This window comes from Streptomyces sp. NPDC046870 (assembly GCF_040704595.1).
GTDB classification, from domain to species: Bacteria; Actinomycetota; Actinomycetes; order Streptomycetales; family Streptomycetaceae; genus Streptomyces; species Streptomyces argyrophylli.
Genome location: NZ_JBEYXM010000002.1, coordinates 791,222 through 807,327 on the forward strand (window position 1 = coordinate 791,222; position 16,106 = coordinate 807,327).

Consider the following 16,106-nt stretch of genomic DNA (forward strand, 5'->3'; position numbering starts at 1 on the left):
TCACACTCCCGTGGCGACGAGGAGGACGGCCACCGCCAGGACGACGGTGCCGGCGAGCAGCGCGCTCACATAGGTCTGCACGTTGCCGGTCTGAGCCCGCCGCACGGCGGCCCCGAGCAGCCGGGGCAGGGCGGCGGCGCCGTGGACGTAGGTGTCGACGACCTCACGGTCGAGGAACCGGACGAGACTCGCTCCGGCCTGGACCGGGCGGACGAACAGCGCCGAGTACACGGCGTCCAGGTGGAAGCCGGCGGCCGCGTGCCGGTGCAGCGGGCCGAGCAGCAGCCGTGCCGGGTCCGCCGGGTCGGGGGCGTAGGCGATGTCGCCGTAGGCCGGCTCGTGGGAGGCGATGGCCTCGGCCTCGACCAGTCCGGCGTCCTCCTCGGGGTGGGCGGCGACCGCGCCGAGCGGGACGCGGGCGGCGAGCGCGGCCGTGCGCTGCCAGGCGCCGTAGGCGAGCAGCCCGCCGACCAGGGCGAGGCCCGTGCCCAGGACCGAGGTGAGCGGGGTGGGGGTCAGGGCGCGGCCGTCGAACCAGCCGGGCAGCGCGCGGTAGGCGAGCCCGCCGAGAGCGAGGGAGGGGACCGCCAGGACCCAGAGCACCACGGTCATCGTCAGCGGCTGGCGGCCGTGGTCGGGGGCCTCGGCGCCCCGGCCGCGGAAGGCCAGCAGCCACAGCCGGGTGGCGTACGCGGCTGTCAGCACGGCGGTGACCAGGCCGGCGACGAGGACGATCCAGCCGGCGGCGCCGGGGGCGTGCTCGGTGTGGCCGGAGGTCACGTGCTCGGCGGCGCCGAGGACGGACTCCTTGGAGAAGAAGCCGCTGAAGGGCGGGATCGCGGCGAGGGCGAGCAGCGCCACGGTCATCGTCCAGTAGGCGTCCGGGATGCGGTCGCGCAGGCCGCCCATGCGGGACATGGCGGCCAGCGAGTTGGTGCCGGCGGCGTGGATGACCACACCGGCCGCGAGGAACAGCAGCGCCTTGAAGGCGCCGTGCGTGAGGAGGTGGAAGACGGCGGCACCGCGGTCGCCGACGGCGAGGGCGCCGGTCATGTAGCCGAGCTGGCCGATCGTCGAGTAGGCGAGGACGCGCTTGATGTCGTCCTGGGCGAGCGCGGCGAGACCGGAGCCGGCCATGGTGACGGCGGCCATGACGGCGAGGACCACCATCGCGGCCCGGGAGGCCTCGAAGAGCGGGAGGAGACGGGCGGTGAAGTAGACACCGGCGGCGACCATCGTCGCGGCGTGGATCAGTGCCGAGACGGGCGTCGGGCCCGCCATCGCGTCCGGGAGCCAGGTGTGCAGCGGGAACTGCGCCGACTTGCCCGCGACGCCCGCGAGCAGCAGCAGCGCGATCACGGTCGGGTGGCCGATGCCGCCGCTCGCCACGGCGTCGAGGACGCGGGTGATCCGGAACGAGCCGGCGTCGGTGCCCAGCGCGAACAGGCCGATGAGGAACGGCACGTCGCCGAGCTTGGTGACCAGGAAGGCCTTCAGGGAGGCGGCGCGGGCCTCGGCGGTCTCCCAGTAGTGGCCGACCAGGAAGTAGGAGCAGATACCCATGACCTCCCAGCCGACCAGCAGCACGATCAGGTCACCGGAGTAGACGACGAGGAGCATCGCGGAGGTGAACAGGGAGACGAGCGCGGCGTACGAGGGGTAGCGCGGGTCGTCCCGCAGATAGCCGGTGGAGTAGATCTGCACGCAGGCGGCGACGAACGCGACCAGGACGGCCACGAGTGCGGCGAAGCCGTCGATGTGCAGGGCCAGCTCGATCGGCACGGATCCGGTGGGCGTCAGCTCGGTGTGGGCGTCGACGGCCGCGTCACCCATCTGCCGGGCGGCGACCAGCGCCGCCAGCACCAGGGAGGCCAGCGGGGGCAGCACCGCCAGCGGGCGGACGAACCCGGGGGCGGTGCGGCCGAGGAGCAGTCCGGCCGCGGCGCCCAGGAACGGCAGGAGGGGGACGAGGACGGCGAGGGTGGTCGTGGTCACGCGGTGGCCTCAGCCTTCCCGGCCGCGGGGGTGCCGGGGCCCTCGGTGCCGGAACCGGCGGCGTCGGGGCCCTCGGCGGTGTCGCGGAGCTTGTCGATGTCGGAGGTGCCGCGGTTGCGGTGGACGGCGAGCACGATCGCCAGGCCGATGCCGATCTCGGCGGCGGCGATGGCGATGGTGAACAGGGTCAGGGCCTGGCCGGAGTGCAGGGTCTCCTTCGCGGCACGGCTGAGCCAGACGTCGAAGGCGACCAGGTTGAGGTTGACGGCGTTGAGCATCAGCTCGACCGACATCAGGACCAGGATCGCGTTGCGGCGGGCGAGGACGCCGTACAGGCCGGTGCAGAACAGGAGGGCGGAGAGTACGGCGGGGTAGGCGAGGTGCATCAGCGGGCGCCTTCCTTCCCGGGGGCCGTGGGGCCGGCGTCGGCCCTGGCCTTGCGGGACAGGACGATCGCGCCGACCAGCGCGGCGAGGAGCAGCACGGACAGCGCCTCGAAGGGCAGCACCCAGTGCCGGAACAGGCTCGCGCCGGTGACCTCGGTGGTGCCGGCGGCCGGGCCGTCCAGGTCGATCCAGGTGGCCCTGAAGGCGTCGACGACCACCCACACCAGGGCGACGGCGGCGGCGACCGCGACCGTGAGGGCGGCCCAGCGGTTGCCGGAGTCCGCGTCCGGGGAGCGGCCGATGGGGGCCTTGGTGAGCATGAGGCCGAAGAGGAGGAGGACGACGACGGAACCGACGTAGATCAGGACCTGTACCCAGGCGATGAACTCGGCCGTGAGGAGCAGGTACTCCACGGCGAGACCGCCGAGCGCGACGACCAGCCACAGGGCGGCGTGCACCAGTTGCCGGGTGGTGACGGTGACCAGCGCGGCGCCGAGGGTGACCAGTCCGACGAGCAGGAACGCGATCTCGACGCCGGTCGGGGACAGGAAGCCCGGTGTTCCGGAGGCGGCCACCGTGGTTGCGGCGAGGGTCACGACTCCCCCTCCCGCGGCTCGGCCTGGGCGGCGGCCAGCTTCTCCGCGGTCTTGCGGGCGGCGGCGATCTCCTTGGGCTCCTCCGCGCCGGGGTCCAGGGCGGGCGGGGCCGGCACGGTCCACATCCACTCGCGGAGCTTGTCCCGCTCGTGGGTGAGGTCGCGGATGTCGGTCTCTGCGTACTCGAACTCCGGTGACCAGAACAGGGCGTCGAAAGGACACACCTCGATGCAGATGCCGCAGTACATGCACAGGGAGAAGTCGATGGCGAACCGGTCGAGGACGTTCCGGCTGCGCTCGCGGCCTCCGGGGGCGGCGGGCGGGACCGTCTCCTTGTGCGAGTCGATGTAGATGCACCAGTCCGGGCACTCCCGGGCGCACAGCATGCAGACCGTGCAGTTCTCCTCGAACAGGCCGATCACGCCACGGCTGCGGGGCGGGAGTTCGGGCAGGACGTCCGGGTACTGGTCGGTGACGTGTTTCCTCGTCATCGTGCGGAGGGTGACGGCCAGGCCCTTGGCGAGGCCGCTGCCGGGGATGCGGGACCGGGTGGGCGGGAGGGACTCGGCCACTAGGAGATCACCACCTTGACGATGCCGGTGAGGGCGATCTGGGCGAGGGAGAGGGGGACGAGGAGGGTCCAGGACAGCTTCTGGAGCTGGTCCTCGCGCAGCCGCGGGTAGGTGACGCGGAGCCAGATGACGAGGAAGGCGAGGATCGCGGTCTTCAGCAGGGTCCACAGCCAGCCCAGGCCGTCGTGGCCCCACGGCCCGTGCCAGCCACCGAGGAAGAGGACGGTGGTCAGGCCGCACAGGACGACGATCCCGGCGTACTCGGCGAGGAGGAAGAGCGCGAACCGCAGCCCGGTGTACTCGGTGTACGCGCCGAAGATGATCTCCGAGTCGGCGACGGGCATGTCGAACGGCGGGCGTTGCAGCTCGGCGAGTCCGGCGACGAAGAAGACGATCGCGCCGACGATCTGCCACGGCAGCCACCACCAGTGGAAGGCGTGCACGATGCCGGGCAGGGAGACGGTGCCCGCCGCCATCGCGACGGAGGCCGCCGCCAGCAGCATCGGGAGTTCGTAGGCGAGCAGTTGGGCGGCCGTGCGCAGGCCGCCGAGCAGGGAGAACTTGTTGGCGCTGGCCCAGCCGGCCATCAGCGAGCCGAGGACGCCGACGCCCATCACCGCGAGCACGAAGAACACGCCGGCGTCCAGCACCTGGCCGACGGCGCCCTCGCCCGGGCCGATGGGGATGGCGAGGAGGACGAGGAGGTACGGCAACAGGGCCACGGCGGGGGCGAGCTGGAAGACGCGGCGGTCGGCGCCCGCCGGAACCACGTCCTCCTTCTGCGCGAACTTCACGCCGTCCGCGATGAGCTGGGCCCAGCCGTGGAAGCCGCCCGCGTACATCGGTCCGAGCCGGCCCTGCATGTGGGCCATCACCTTGTGCTCGGTCTGGCCCACGATCAGCGGGAAGGTGAGGAAGACGACGAAGACGACCACGAGTCGCAGGGCGACGTCCAACGCGCCGTTCACCGCGGGCCTCCTGCGGGGTCGTCGGGGGTGGTCGGGTCGTGCTCGGGGGCGTCGGGGCGCGGCTCGGGGGCAGGTGCCTGCTCCTCCTCCGGCTCCGGTGCCCGCGGGGGCTCGGGCGTGCGCCCGCGCCCGGGCTCCGGTGCCGATTCCGCAGGCCGCTCCGGTTCCGCAGGGGGCTCCGGCTCGGCGAACGCGGGGCGGGCGTGGTGCCATGGGGCGTCGGAGCTGCGCGGGGCGGTGCCGCGGCGGGCGGGGCGGGTGGCGCCGGCCGACTCCGCCGGTCCCGCCGGCTCTCCCAGCCCTGCCGACTCTTCCGGTCCCGCCTGTTCCGCAGGTCCTGTCGATTCCGTCGGCTCCGTCGGCTCCGTCGGCTCCGTCGGGGACGGTTCCGGCGCCGCCGGCGTCCGCTGTGAGGCCGAGCCCTGCGAGGCGCTGCGGGCGCGGCGCGGCCGGGCGGGCGCGGACGCCGGGCCGGGCTCGTACGCCACCGAGGCCTCCGCTGCCGGCCCTTCCGCGGGTCCTTGCGCCGCCTCCCGGGTGGCGTCGCCCTCGGTCGCGGCCTGCTTGTGCGTCGCCGCGTCCTCGGCCGGCACCGCCGACTGGCTCGCCGAGCCCTGGCTCGCACTCCGCATCCGACGCGGCCGACCGGACGCCCCGGCATCGGCAGCACCAGCACCAGCACCAGCAGCCTCCCCGGCCCCGCCCGCGGCGGCGGCCTGGCTGGCCGAGCCCTGGGAGGCCGAGCGGGTGCGCCGTACCGGACGCTCCCCCGCCGCGCCTTCCGCCGCGCCTGCCGCCGTGCGGCCCGCCGCCCCCCTCGCCGGGCGGGTCGGGGCGGGTGGGAGCTGGCCCTTCAGGGGGCCCCACTCGTTGGGGTCGGGGACGCCGGGCGGCAGCATCTGCCGGCGTCTGGGGCCGCCGTGCTCGGACTCGCCGGGTTCCTTCGCACCCGGCCAGGCCTTGGCCACGCGGGCGGCGAGGACGAAGTCCTTGCGCAGGGGGTGGCCCTCGAAGGTCTCCGGGAGCAGGAGGTGCTCCAGCCCCGGGTGGCCCTCGAAGACGACGCCGAACATCTCGTGGGTCTCGCGCTCGTGCCAGGCGGCACCGGCGTAGACGCCGACGGCGGAGGGCAGGGCCGGGGCGTCGTGGGGCACGGTCGTGCGCACGAGGAGCCGGCGGACCGGGTGCAGGGCGACGACGTGCGCGCAGACCCGGAAGCCGGTGCCCGGCTCGTCGACCGCGCTCAGCCAGTCGAAGTAGGTGCAGGACAGGGTCGTACGGGCCGTCTCCAGGGCGGTGAGCCAGGCGGACGGCGGTACGTCCACGGTCAGGACGTCGTAGGACTCCTCGGCCGTGGCCCCCGTACCGAAGAGCTCCTCCGCGGGTGCGGGCAGCCAGCCGGCGGCCGTGCTCATCGCGTGTCCCCCTCACCGGCCGGCGCCGGGGGCCGCACCAGGCCGCTCTGGAGGGCGGCGGCGGACGGCCGGGCGGGCCCGTTGCCGTACCGCTCGTCCAGCGACTCGCGGGCGATCTTCTCCTGGAGCTTGAGGATGCCCTGGAGCAGCGCCTCGGGACGCGGCGGGCAGCCGGGGACGTAGACGTCGACGGGGATGATCTGGTCGACGCCCTTCGTCACCGAGTACGAGTCCCAGTAGGGGCCGCCGCAGTTGGAGCAGGCGCCGAAGGAGATGACGTACTTGGGTTCCGGCATCTGCTCGTACAGGCGCTTGACCGCCGGTGCCATCTTGTCCGTCACCGTGCCCGAGACCACCATCAGGTCGGCCTGGCGGGGGCCCGGCGCGAAGGGGATCACGCCGAGGCGGATGAAGTCGTGGCGGGCCATCGACGCGGCGATGAACTCGATCGCGCAGCAGGCGAGGCCGAAGTTGAACACCCAGAGCGAGTAGCGGCGGCCCCAGTTCAGGACGACCTTCATCGGCTCCGGGGCGAGGCGGGCGAGCGCGCCCAGCCTCTTCGGCTCAGGCAGGTAGACGGGCTCGGAGGCCGAGGGGTTCACGTCCATGCCAGGACGCCCTTCTTGTATGCGTACAGCAGGCCGACGGCGAGGAAGCCGAGGAAGACGAACATCTCCACCAGGGTCGCCGCGCCGTAGCCGGGGGCGGCGAAGACCGTCGCCCAGGGGAACAGGAAGATCGAGTCGACCGCGAAGATCACGTACAGGAAGGCGTACACGTAGTAGCGGACCTGGGTGTGGGCCCAGCCCTCGCCGACGGGGTCGACTCCGCACTCGTAGGTCAGGAGTTTCTCCGGTGTCGGCACGACCGGGCGCAGCAGGCGGCCCGCCCCGAAGGCGACCGCGACGAAGAGCACGCCGATGAGGGCGAGCAGTCCGACCACCGAGTAGGACCGGAAGTAGCCGGCCGCGACGACGTTCACCGCGGCGTACGACGAGTCCCCCAACGTCTCCCGCACCGTCCGTCCCTCGCTCCCTGACCTCGTTGACCTCGTTGACCTGTACGCACGGGAGTCTAGGCCCTGATAAAGAGCCGGTAAGCAGCCCGTCAGGCCGTGAGACAGCCGGTACCCGGGATGGGGTGGGGTTTTCCCCCGGCGGCGGAGGGCGGCGTACCGCATGGCGTGGACGGTGCCGCGCACGGCAGGCTGATCAGCATGACCGCTCCCAGCCCCGCCGCCGACCGGACCGGCGGCACCGACGAACGTGACGGCCGTGCCGCTGACGGCGGACACGACGGACACGACGGCCTGCACCGGCTGCCGCCGCCCCGGCCGGCCTATGAGGCGCACACCTGGAAGGAGATCGTGTATCTCCTGCTGAACCTGCCGGTGGCGCTGTTCGGATTCACCTACGCGGTCACCGTCCTGGTGGCCGGCGGCACCCTCACCCTCACCGTGATCGGTCTCCCGCTGCTCGCGCTGTCCCTGCTGGGCGCGCGGCAGCTGGGGAAACTGGAACGGGCCCGGGCCCGCAAGCTGCTCGGGGTGCGGGTGGAGGAGCCCTCGCCGCTGCCGCTCGCCAAGGGCGGGGGCCCGGTGCAGCGGCTGTGGATGGCGCTGAAGGACCCGGTGGGGTGGCGCACGCTGCTGTACGACGCCATCCGGCTGCCCTGGGGCGTCCTCACCTTCTGCACGGTGCTGGTCTCGCTGTTCGTGCTGTGGCCGGTGCTGCCGTACCTGGCGCGGGGCATGGCGAACCTGGACCGGGCGATGGTGCGGGGGCTGCTGTCGCCCTCGGACGAGCTGGAGCGCCGGATCGCCGAGCTGGAGTCCGACCGAGGGATCGTGGTGGACACGGCGGCGGCGGACCTGCGCCGGATCGAACGGGACCTGCACGACGGGGCCCAGGCGCGGCTGGTCAACCTGGCCATGGGGCTGGGCCTGGCCAAGGAGAAGCTGCTGGAGGACCCGGACGCGGCGGCGGCGATGGTGGACGAGGCGCACGGCGAGGTGAAGCTGGCCCTCCAGGAGCTGCGCGACCTCGCCCGGGGCATCCATCCGGCCGTGCTCACCGACCGCGGCCTGGACGCGGCCCTGTCGGCGGTCGCCTCCCGCTGCACGGTGCCGGTGACGGTGACCGTCGACCTGCCGGCCCGGCCGGCGGCGGCCATCGAGGGCATCGCCTACTTCACCGTCTCCGAGCTGCTGCAGAACATCAGCAAGCACAGCGGCGCCCGGTCCGCCTCCGTCGACGTGTGGCGCTCGGAGGACCGGCTGCTCATCCAGGTCCGGGACGACGGCCGGGGCGGCGCCCGGCTGGACGGGGGCAGCGGGATGCGGGGCCTGGCGGACCGGCTGGGCGCGGTGGACGGCCTGTTCGTCGTCGACTCCCCGGCGGGCGGCCCGACGGTGGTCACGGCGGAGCTGCCCTGGCGGGACCGGCAGGAGTAGCCCCGCCCGCCACGGCACAGCAGCGGCCCGCCCGCACGTGGCCGGTGGCCGCGGCATCCCGCGCGCGTGAGGCGCGAAAAACGCCTCACGCGCGCGTGGCCGCGTTTCCGGGCCGCGCGACCGCGGCGCCGTCCACGGCACTACGGCTGAGCGGAGCACGGGGGTGGGGAAAACCCCCCGCTCAAGACGCCGACGGACTCCATGTCCCGGGAGGGCCCGGCGGACGACCCTGGTGGTACGGCTGGAACCGCCGCCGGAACGAGGAGAACGGGACGACACCGATGGTCACGGACTACGGACAGGGGTACGCCACCCGCAGCGAGCCGCGGCACCGGCTGCCCGCCGGGCTGCGGGCGCCCTTCGAGGGCCGCAGCTGGCGCGAGTTCGGCTACGTGCTGCTGAGCCTGCCGGTGGCGATCGTCCTGTTCAGCTGGACGGTGACGATGGTCGCGCTCGGCGCGGGCCTGCTGGTGACCTTCCTCGGCATCCCGGTGCTGGCGGCGGCGCTCGCCGGCTGCCGGGGCTTCGGCGTGCTGGAGCGGGCGCGGGCGCGCGGCCTGCTGGACCTGGAGGTGGCCGACCCGGAACCGCTGCGGCCGCGCAAACAGGGGGCGGCGGCCTGGATGGGCGCGATGCTCAAGAGCGGCGCCTCCTGGCGGCACGTGCTGTACGCGCTGGTCCAGTTCCCGTGGGCGGTGTTCTCGTTCTCGGTGGCGGTGACCTTCTGGTCCTGCGGCTGGGCGCTGCTGAGCTATCCGCTGTGGTTCTGGGTGTTCCCGGCGTACGCCGGCGAGGGCGGGATCCAGCTCTACGGCGACGCCCACCACAGCGTCTACCTCGACAACCCCTTCGAGATCACCGTGACCGCGCTGGTCGGGCTGGTGTTCACCCTGGCCACGCCCTGGCTCGTACGGGCCCTGACGACCGTGGACGGGCTGCTCGTGCGCGGGCTGCTCGGCCCGTCGCCGCTGTCGGCGCGGGTGGTGGAGCTGGAGTCGGACCGGGGGATCGTGGTCGACACGGCCGCCGCCGATCTGCGCCGCATCGAGCGGGACCTGCACGACGGGGCGCAGGCCCGGCTGGTGAACCTGGCGATGGACCTGGGGCTGGCGAAGGAGAAGCTGCGGGAGGACCCGCGGACGGCGGCGCGGATGGTGGAGGAGGCGCACGGGGAGGTGAAGACGGCCCTTCAGGAGCTGCGCGACCTCGCCCGGGGCATCCACCCGGCCGTGCTCACCGACCGCGGCCTGGACGCGGCCCTGTCGGCAGTCGCCTCCCGCTGCGCGGTGCCGGTGCGGGTCGAGGTCGACCTGCCGTCCCGGCCCGCGCCCGCCATCGAGGGCATCGCCTACTTCACCGTCTCCGAACTGCTGCAGAACATCAGCAAGCACAGCGGCGCCCGGTCCGCCTCCGTCGACGTGTGGCGCTCGGAGGACCGGCTGATGCTCCAGGTGACCGACGACGGCGTCGGCGGCGCCGACGCCTCCCGGGGCTCCGGGCTGGCCGGTCTCGCCGCCCGCCTGGACGCGGTGGACGGCATCCTCATGCTGGACTCCCCGGCGGGCGGCCCCACCCGGGTGATCGCGGAACTCCCCTGGCGCGGCTGACCCCCGAACCGCAAGCGTCCGCACGGGCGGCGGCACGCGTGGGCACGGGGACGGCGGGGCGAGCCCCCGCCGAGCGGCGGAACGGCGGTACGCCTCAGCGCCCGCCCGGCGCGACGGCGTAGCGACGCACGCCTGACAACCCGCTCGGCGGGACGGTGACACACCTGACCGACGGAGCGGCGGCGCACCCGCGCGGCAAACGGCCGCACGGCCGAAGGCGGTACGCCAAAGCTCGCCCGCGCGGCGCAACGGCGGCACATGGGCGCGGAAGCGGCGGCACGGGGCCCTCCGAGCCGGCGGTACGCCTCAGCGCCCGCCCGGCGCGACGGCGTGGCGGCGCATGCCTGACAACCGCCTCGGCGGGACGGTGACACACCTGACCGGTGGAGCGGCCGAGCGCCCACGCATCTGCCCGGCGTAGCCGTGAGAACACGTCCGCTCCCCCGAGGACACGCCCCGGCACGCCCCCGGTGTTCCCCCGGTATTCCCCCCGGTCCGGCGGCGGACCGGGGGGATTGCTGGAATGCTGGACCCTCGAAGGACGCCCCGGGGCGGACGGCGTCGCGGGGGATCGGGCTGTGGGGGGGGCCGGAAGAATCGTGGAGGACAGGGTGCGGGTGGTCATCGCCGAGGATTCAGTGCTGCTGCGGGAGGGCCTGACCCGGCTGCTGACCGACCGCGGGCACGATGTCGTGGCGGGCGTCGGTGACGCGGACGCGCTGGTGAAGACCATCTCCGAGCTGGACGAGCGGGGTGAGCTGCCCGACGTGGTCGTGGCGGACGTGCGGATGCCGCCGACGCACACCGACGAGGGCGTACGGGCGGCCGTGCTGCTGCGCCGGCTGCACCCCGGGCTCGGGGTGCTGGTGCTGTCCCAGTACGTCGAGGAGCGTTACGCCACCGAACTGCTGGCCGGTTCCAGCCGGGGCGTCGGCTATCTGCTCAAGGACCGGGTGGCGGACGTACGGGAGTTCGTGGACGCGGTGGTGCGGGTCGCCGAGGGCGGTACGGCACTGGACCCGGAGGTGGTCGCGCAGCTGCTCGGCCGCAGCCGCAAGCAGGACGTGCTGGCGGGGCTGACGCCCCGGGAGCGCGAGGTGCTGGGGCTGATGGCGGAGGGGCGGACGAACTCGGCGATCGCCCGGCAGCTGGTGGTCAGCGACGGCGCCGTGGAGAAGCACGTCAGCAACATCTTCCTGAAGCTCGGCCTGGCCCCGAGCGAGGGCGACCACCGGCGGGTTCTGGCCGTTCTCACCTATCTGAACTCCTAGCCGGCCGGACCGTTGTCAGCCTCCCGTCAGCGCCCCGTCAGCCGCTCCCGCTTCGGTGCGGGCGGGTACCCGGGAGGAAGGCCCGGAGCGACCCGTAGGGGGCGACCGGGGCTCCGGACGGGAGCCGGAGGAGAGAACCTGTACACGCGCGGGGAGCGCCTTGACCGGTGCTCCGGCGATGCGGGACATGATGTGCACACAGCGCGACAGGCCGTCTCGAAATGTCGTCCAATCCCTGGATGGCCTCGGGAAGGCGACCCTAACCGACGTAGGGTTGATCCTGGGATGGTCCGTGGGACGACCAGGCCCCGGACAGCCGCCTCGAAGGAGGTCCAGTTCAGTGACCAGCCAGGTCAGCAGCCCAGCGGAGCAGACCGACGGAACCGTCGTGGGAGAGCAGCGCAAACCGGGCGGCGCGAAGGACGTGCGGCGCCTGGACCGGGTGATCATCCGGTTCGCGGGGGACTCGGGTGACGGCATGCAGCTCACCGGGGACCGTTTCACCTCGGAGACCGCTTCCTTCGGCAACGACCTCTCCACCCTCCCGAACTTCCCCGCCGAGATCCGCGCCCCCGCCGGCACCCTGCCGGGTGTCTCGTCCTTCCAGCTCCACTTCGCCGACCACGACATCCTCACCCCCGGTGACGCGCCGAACGTGCTGGTCGCCATGAACCCGGCCGCCCTGAAGGCCAACATCGGCGATCTCCCGCGCGGCGCCGAGATCATCGTCAACACCGACGAGTTCACCAAGCGGGCCCTGCAGAAGGTGGGGTACGCCAACGACCCGCTCCAGGACGGCTCGCTCGACGGCTACAGCCTCCACCCGGTGCCGCTGACCACGCTCACCGTGGAGGCGCTGAAGGAGTTCGACCTCTCCCGCAAGGAGGCCGAGCGCAGCAAGAACATGTTCGCGCTGGGCCTGCTGAGCTGGATGTACCACCGGCCCACCGAGGGCACCGAGAAGTTCCTGAAGTCGAAGTTCGCGAAGAAGCCGGACATCGCCGAGGCCAACATCGCGGCGTTCCGCGCGGGCTGGAACTTCGGCGAGACGACCGAGGACTTCGCGGTCTCCTACGAGGTGGCGCCGGCCGCCAAGGCCTTCCCGGTCGGCACCTACCGGAACATCTCCGGCAACCTCGCCCTGTCCTACGGACTGATCACCGCCTCCCGCCAGGCGGATCTGCCGCTGTTCCTGGGGTCGTACCCGATCACGCCGGCCTCGGACATCCTGCACGAGCTGAGCAAGCACAAGAACTTCGGCGTGCGCACCTTCCAGGCCGAGGACGAGATCGCCGGCATCGGCGCGGCGCTGGGCGCGGCGTTCGGCGGCTCGCTGGCGGTGACCACGACGAGCGGCCCCGGTGTCGCCCTGAAGAGCGAGACGATCGGCCTCGCGGTCTCGCTGGAGCTGCCCCTGCTGGTGGTGGACATCCAGCGTGGCGGCCCGTCGACGGGGCTGCCGACCAAGACCGAGCAGGCCGACCTGCTCCAGGCGATGTACGGCCGCAACGGCGAGGCGCCGGTGCCGGTGGTCGCGCCGCGGACCCCGGCGGACTGCTTCGACGCCGCCCTGGAGGCGGCCCGGATCGCGCTGACGTACCGCACCCCGGTGATGCTGCTGTCGGACGGCTACCTGGCCAACGGCTCCGAGCCGTGGCGCATCCCCGACCTGGACGAGCTGCCCGACCTGCGGGTGCGGTTCGCCTCCGGCCCGAACCACACGCTGGAGGACGGCACCGAGGTCTTCTGGCCGTACAAGCGCGACCCGCAGACCCTGGCCCGGCCGTGGGCGATCCCGGGCACCCCGGGTCTGGAGCACCGCATCGGCGGCATCGAGAAGCAGGACGGCACGGGCAACATCTCCTACGACCCGGCCAACCACGACTTCATGGTCCGCACCCGGCAGGCCAAGGTCGACGGCATCGACGTCCCCGACGTGGAGGTCGACGACCCGCACGGCGCGCGCACCCTGGTGCTCGGCTGGGGTTCGACCTACGGGCCGATCACGGCGGCGGTACGGCGGCTGCGCGCGGCCGGCGAGTCGATCGCCCAGGCCCATCTGCGCCACCTCAACCCCTTCCCGCGCAACCTCGGCACGGTCCTGAAGGGCTACGACAAGGTGGTCGTCCCCGAGATGAACCTCGGGCAGCTCGCCACCCTCATCCGGGCGAAGTACCTGGTCGACGCCCACTCCTACAACCAGGTCAACGGCATGCCGTTCAAGGCGGAACAGCTCGCCGCGGCGCTGAAGGAGGCCATCGATGACTGACGCCACCAACGGGCTGCTCCAGCTGGTCCCCAAGGCCGAGGCCAAGCAGTCGATGAAGGACTTCAAGTCGGACCAGGAGGTGCGCTGGTGCCCGGGCTGCGGTGACTACGCCATCCTCGCGGCCGTGCAGGGCTTCATGCCGGAGCTGGGCCTCGCCCGGGAGAACATCGTCTTCGTCTCGGGCATCGGCTGCTCCTCCCGCTTCCCGTACTACATGAACACCTACGGGATGCACTCCATCCACGGCCGCGCCCCGGCCATCGCGACGGGCCTGGCCTCCTCCCGCCGGGACCTGAGCGTGTGGGTCGTCACCGGTGACGGCGACGCGCTGTCCATCGGCGGCAACCACCTGATCCACGCCCTGCGCCGCAACGTCAACCTGAAGATCCTGCTGTTCAACAACCGGATCTACGGCCTGACCAAGGGCCAGTACTCGCCGACCTCCGAGGTCGGCAAGGTCACCAAGTCGACGCCGATGGGCTCGCTGGACGCGCCGTTCAACCCGGTGTCCCTGGCGATCGGCGCGGAGGCGTCGTTCGTGGCGCGCACGATCGACTCGGACCGCAAGCACCTGACCGAGGTGCTGCGCGCCGCAGCCGACCACCCGGGCACGGCGCTGATCGAGATCTACCAGAACTGCAACATCTTCAACGACGGCGCGTTCGACGCCCTGAAGGACAAGCAGCGGGCCGAGGAAGCGCTGATCCGGCTGGAGCACGGGCAGCCGATCCGTTTCGGGGCCGACGGCGCGTCAGGCGTGGTCCGCGACGCACGGACCGGCGACCTGAAGGTGGTGACCGTGACCCCGGAGAACGAGGCGGACGTCCTGGTGCACGACGCCCGTGCCGCGTCCCCGACCACGGCGTTCGCCCTGTCCCGGCTGGCGGACCCGGACACCCTGCACCACACCCCGATCGGGGTGTTCCGCTCGGTCGAACGGCCGGTGTACGACGTCCGGATGGCCGAGCAGCTCGACACCGCGATCGAGCAGCACGGCAAGGGCGACCTGGCCGCGCTGCTGGCGGGCGGGGACACCTGGACGGTCGTCGGCTGATCCGTCCGCCGGCTCAGGAGGCCCGGGGCTGGTTTCCCCGGGCCTCTTCGTGTGTGCCGCGGCTCGCGTCGTATGCAGGGCGGCTCGCCGTACGCCCGGCGGGCCTCCTCGACCGCGTCCATGCGGGCGTGGGTCCACTGGGCGAGCGCCCGCACCTGCTCCGCCGCCTCGCGGCCCAGTGCGGTGAGCGAGTAGTCGACGCGGGGCGGGATCACCGGCTTGGCGTCCCGGTGGACCAGGCCGTCGCGCTCCAGGGTCTGCAGGGTCTGGGCGAGCATCTTCTCGCTGACGCCCCGGCCCCCGAGGCCGCTGATCGCACGGCGCAGCTCGCTGAACCGGTACGGCCGCTCCAGCAGCTCGATGAGGACGAGGACACCCCAGCGGCTGGTCACGTGCTCCAGGACCAGGCGGTGCGGGCACATCGCCTCGGCGTCCACCGCGTTCTTCCTTACCGGCATGCCAGTACCTTACTTCAAAGTGGGTACTTTCGCTGAGTTAGCGCCACTCCTAGGGTGAGTGACGTACCCACTGGAGAAGGAGCCACCCCTCATGAGCATCGTCGTCACCGGAGCCACCGGACACCTCGGCCGGCACGTCGTGGAACAGCTGCTGGCGAAGGTCCCGGCCGACGGGATCACCGCCGTCGTGCGGGACGAGGCGAAGGCCGCCGACCTCGCCGCCCGCGGGGTGAAGCTGGCCGTCGCCGACTACAACGCGCCCGAGACCTTCGACGGCCTGTTCGCCGCCGGGGACAAGGTCCTGCTGATCTCCGGCAACGAGTTCGACAAGGGCCGGGTGGGGCAGCACACGGTCGTCATCGAGGCTGCCAAGGCGGCCGGCGTGGCGCTGCTCGCCTACACCAGCGCCCCGGGCACCCTGACGGCCGCGCTGGCGGACGACCACCGGGCGACCGAGCGGGTGCTCCTCGCCTCCGGCCTGCCCTACAGCCTGCTGCGCAACGGCTGGTACCACGAGAACTACACCGAGAACCTGGCGCCGGTACTGGAGCACGGCGCGGTCGTGGCCGCCGCCGGCGAGGGCCGGGTCTCCTCGGCCGCCCGCGCCGACTACGCCGCCGCCGCGGTCGCGGTGCTGACCGGCGAGGGCCACGAGAACACGACGTACGAACTGGGCGGCGACGAGGCGTGGAGCTTCGCCGAGTACGCGGCCGAGCTGAGCCGGCAGACCGGCAGGGAGATCGTCTACAACGCCGTCCCGGTGGAGACCCTCACCGGCATCCTGACCGGCGCCGGGGTGCCCGCGCCGGTGGCCGGGATCCTGGCGGGCGTCGACGCGTCGATCGAGAAGGGGGAGCTGGTCGTCTCCTCCGGCGACCTGTCCCGGCTGATCGGCCGTCCGACGACGCCGCTCGCCGAGGCCGTCACCGCCGCGCTCAAGGGCTGATCCCGGGCCGGCCGCCCCGGCTGTCATGACCGTATGGCGATACGAGCATGACATCCGGGGTACCCGGCGCTACCTTCGTCCTCGTGCGTCCACGCCGGACGCACGAGCGAGAAGGAG

The 16,106-nt window shown here is 72.9% G+C and carries 14 protein-coding genes and 1 pseudogene; 6 read left to right on the forward strand and 9 right to left on the reverse strand.

The window, feature by feature from the left end; genetic code table 11:
- From AB0946_RS08075 to AB0946_RS08110, 8 genes are read right to left on the reverse strand one after another with little or no spacing between them, the layout of a single operon-like run.
- On the reverse strand, positions 1 to 1,995 hold the full coding sequence (locus AB0946_RS08075) for an NADH-quinone oxidoreductase subunit L (protein ID WP_366759709.1): 1,995 nt from the start codon (positions 1,993 to 1,995) through the stop codon (positions 1 to 3).
- Complete coding sequence (nuoK, locus tag AB0946_RS08080; RefSeq protein WP_366759710.1) at positions 1,992 to 2,381, reverse strand: NADH-quinone oxidoreductase subunit NuoK; 390 nt, start codon at positions 2,379 to 2,381, stop codon at positions 1,992 to 1,994. Before nuoK ends, AB0946_RS08075 begins: the two co-directional genes overlap by 4 nt.
- Complete coding sequence (locus AB0946_RS08085) at positions 2,381 to 2,977, reverse strand: NADH-quinone oxidoreductase subunit J (RefSeq protein ID WP_366759711.1); 597 nt, start codon at positions 2,975 to 2,977, stop codon at positions 2,381 to 2,383. Before AB0946_RS08085 ends, nuoK begins: the two co-directional genes overlap by 1 nt.
- Positions 2,974 to 3,549, reverse strand: a complete 576-nt coding sequence (locus tag AB0946_RS08090; protein ID WP_366759712.1) for an NADH-quinone oxidoreductase subunit I — start codon at positions 3,547 to 3,549, stop codon at positions 2,974 to 2,976. The genes AB0946_RS08085 and AB0946_RS08090 overlap by 4 nt, the downstream gene beginning before the upstream one ends.
- Positions 3,549 to 4,517 carry a complex I subunit 1 family protein gene (locus AB0946_RS08095; RefSeq protein ID WP_366748527.1) on the reverse strand — a complete coding sequence of 323 codons (969 nt, stop codon included), beginning with the start codon at positions 4,515 to 4,517 and terminating at the stop codon, positions 3,549 to 3,551. Before AB0946_RS08095 ends, AB0946_RS08090 begins: the two co-directional genes overlap by 1 nt.
- Positions 4,514 to 5,932 (reverse strand): NADH-quinone oxidoreductase subunit C, encoded by a 1,419-nt coding sequence (locus tag AB0946_RS08100; protein ID WP_366759713.1) that lies wholly within the window; start codon positions 5,930 to 5,932, stop codon positions 4,514 to 4,516. Before AB0946_RS08100 ends, AB0946_RS08095 begins: the two co-directional genes overlap by 4 nt.
- Positions 5,929 to 6,540: an NADH-quinone oxidoreductase subunit B family protein gene (locus tag AB0946_RS08105; RefSeq protein ID WP_366759714.1), complete on the reverse strand. Its 612-nt coding sequence runs from the start codon at positions 6,538 to 6,540 to the stop codon at positions 5,929 to 5,931. Before AB0946_RS08105 ends, AB0946_RS08100 begins: the two co-directional genes overlap by 4 nt.
- Positions 6,531 to 6,950 carry an NADH-quinone oxidoreductase subunit A gene (locus AB0946_RS08110; RefSeq protein WP_225811474.1) on the reverse strand — a complete coding sequence of 140 codons (420 nt, stop codon included), beginning with the start codon at positions 6,948 to 6,950 and terminating at the stop codon, positions 6,531 to 6,533. The genes AB0946_RS08105 and AB0946_RS08110 overlap by 10 nt, the downstream gene beginning before the upstream one ends.
- Positions 6,951 to 7,148: 198 nt before the next feature.
- On the opposite strand from AB0946_RS08110, the gene AB0946_RS08115 reads away from it, so the two are divergent.
- The 5 genes from AB0946_RS08115 (at position 7,149) to AB0946_RS08135 (ending at position 14,585) form a co-directional block, all read left to right on the forward strand.
- Complete coding sequence (locus AB0946_RS08115; protein WP_366759715.1) at positions 7,149 to 8,384, forward strand: sensor domain-containing protein; 1,236 nt, start codon at positions 7,149 to 7,151, stop codon at positions 8,382 to 8,384.
- 281 nt (positions 8,385 to 8,665) lie between these two features.
- Positions 8,666 to 9,991: a sensor domain-containing protein gene (locus AB0946_RS08120; protein WP_366759716.1), complete on the forward strand. Its 1,326-nt coding sequence runs from the start codon at positions 8,666 to 8,668 to the stop codon at positions 9,989 to 9,991.
- Between the two features lie 599 nt (positions 9,992 to 10,590).
- The gene (locus tag AB0946_RS08125) at positions 10,591 to 11,262 is read left to right on the forward strand and encodes a response regulator transcription factor (RefSeq protein WP_356337132.1); all 672 of its coding nucleotides are present in this window, start codon (positions 10,591 to 10,593) and stop codon (positions 11,260 to 11,262) included.
- A gap of 340 nt (positions 11,263 to 11,602) precedes the next feature.
- Entirely contained in the window at positions 11,603 to 13,531 is a 1,929-nt protein-coding gene (locus AB0946_RS08130) for a 2-oxoacid:acceptor oxidoreductase subunit alpha (protein WP_366759717.1), read from the forward strand.
- Entirely contained in the window at positions 13,524 to 14,585 is a 1,062-nt protein-coding gene (locus tag AB0946_RS08135; RefSeq protein ID WP_366759718.1) for a 2-oxoacid:ferredoxin oxidoreductase subunit beta, read from the forward strand. Before AB0946_RS08130 ends, AB0946_RS08135 begins: the two co-directional genes overlap by 8 nt.
- Positions 14,586 to 14,680: 95 nt before the next feature.
- On the opposite strand, the pseudogene AB0946_RS08140 reads toward AB0946_RS08135, so the two are convergent.
- Positions 14,681 to 15,043: pseudogene (locus tag AB0946_RS08140) on the reverse strand (helix-turn-helix domain-containing protein); the annotation flags it as partial.
- Between the two features lie 91 nt (positions 15,044 to 15,134).
- Between AB0946_RS08140 and AB0946_RS08145 the strand changes: the two are divergent.
- A complete protein-coding gene (locus AB0946_RS08145; RefSeq protein WP_366759719.1) occupies positions 15,135 to 15,989 on the forward strand; it encodes an SDR family oxidoreductase in 855 nt (284 codons plus the stop codon).
- Positions 15,990 to 16,106: the final 117 nt, after the last annotated feature.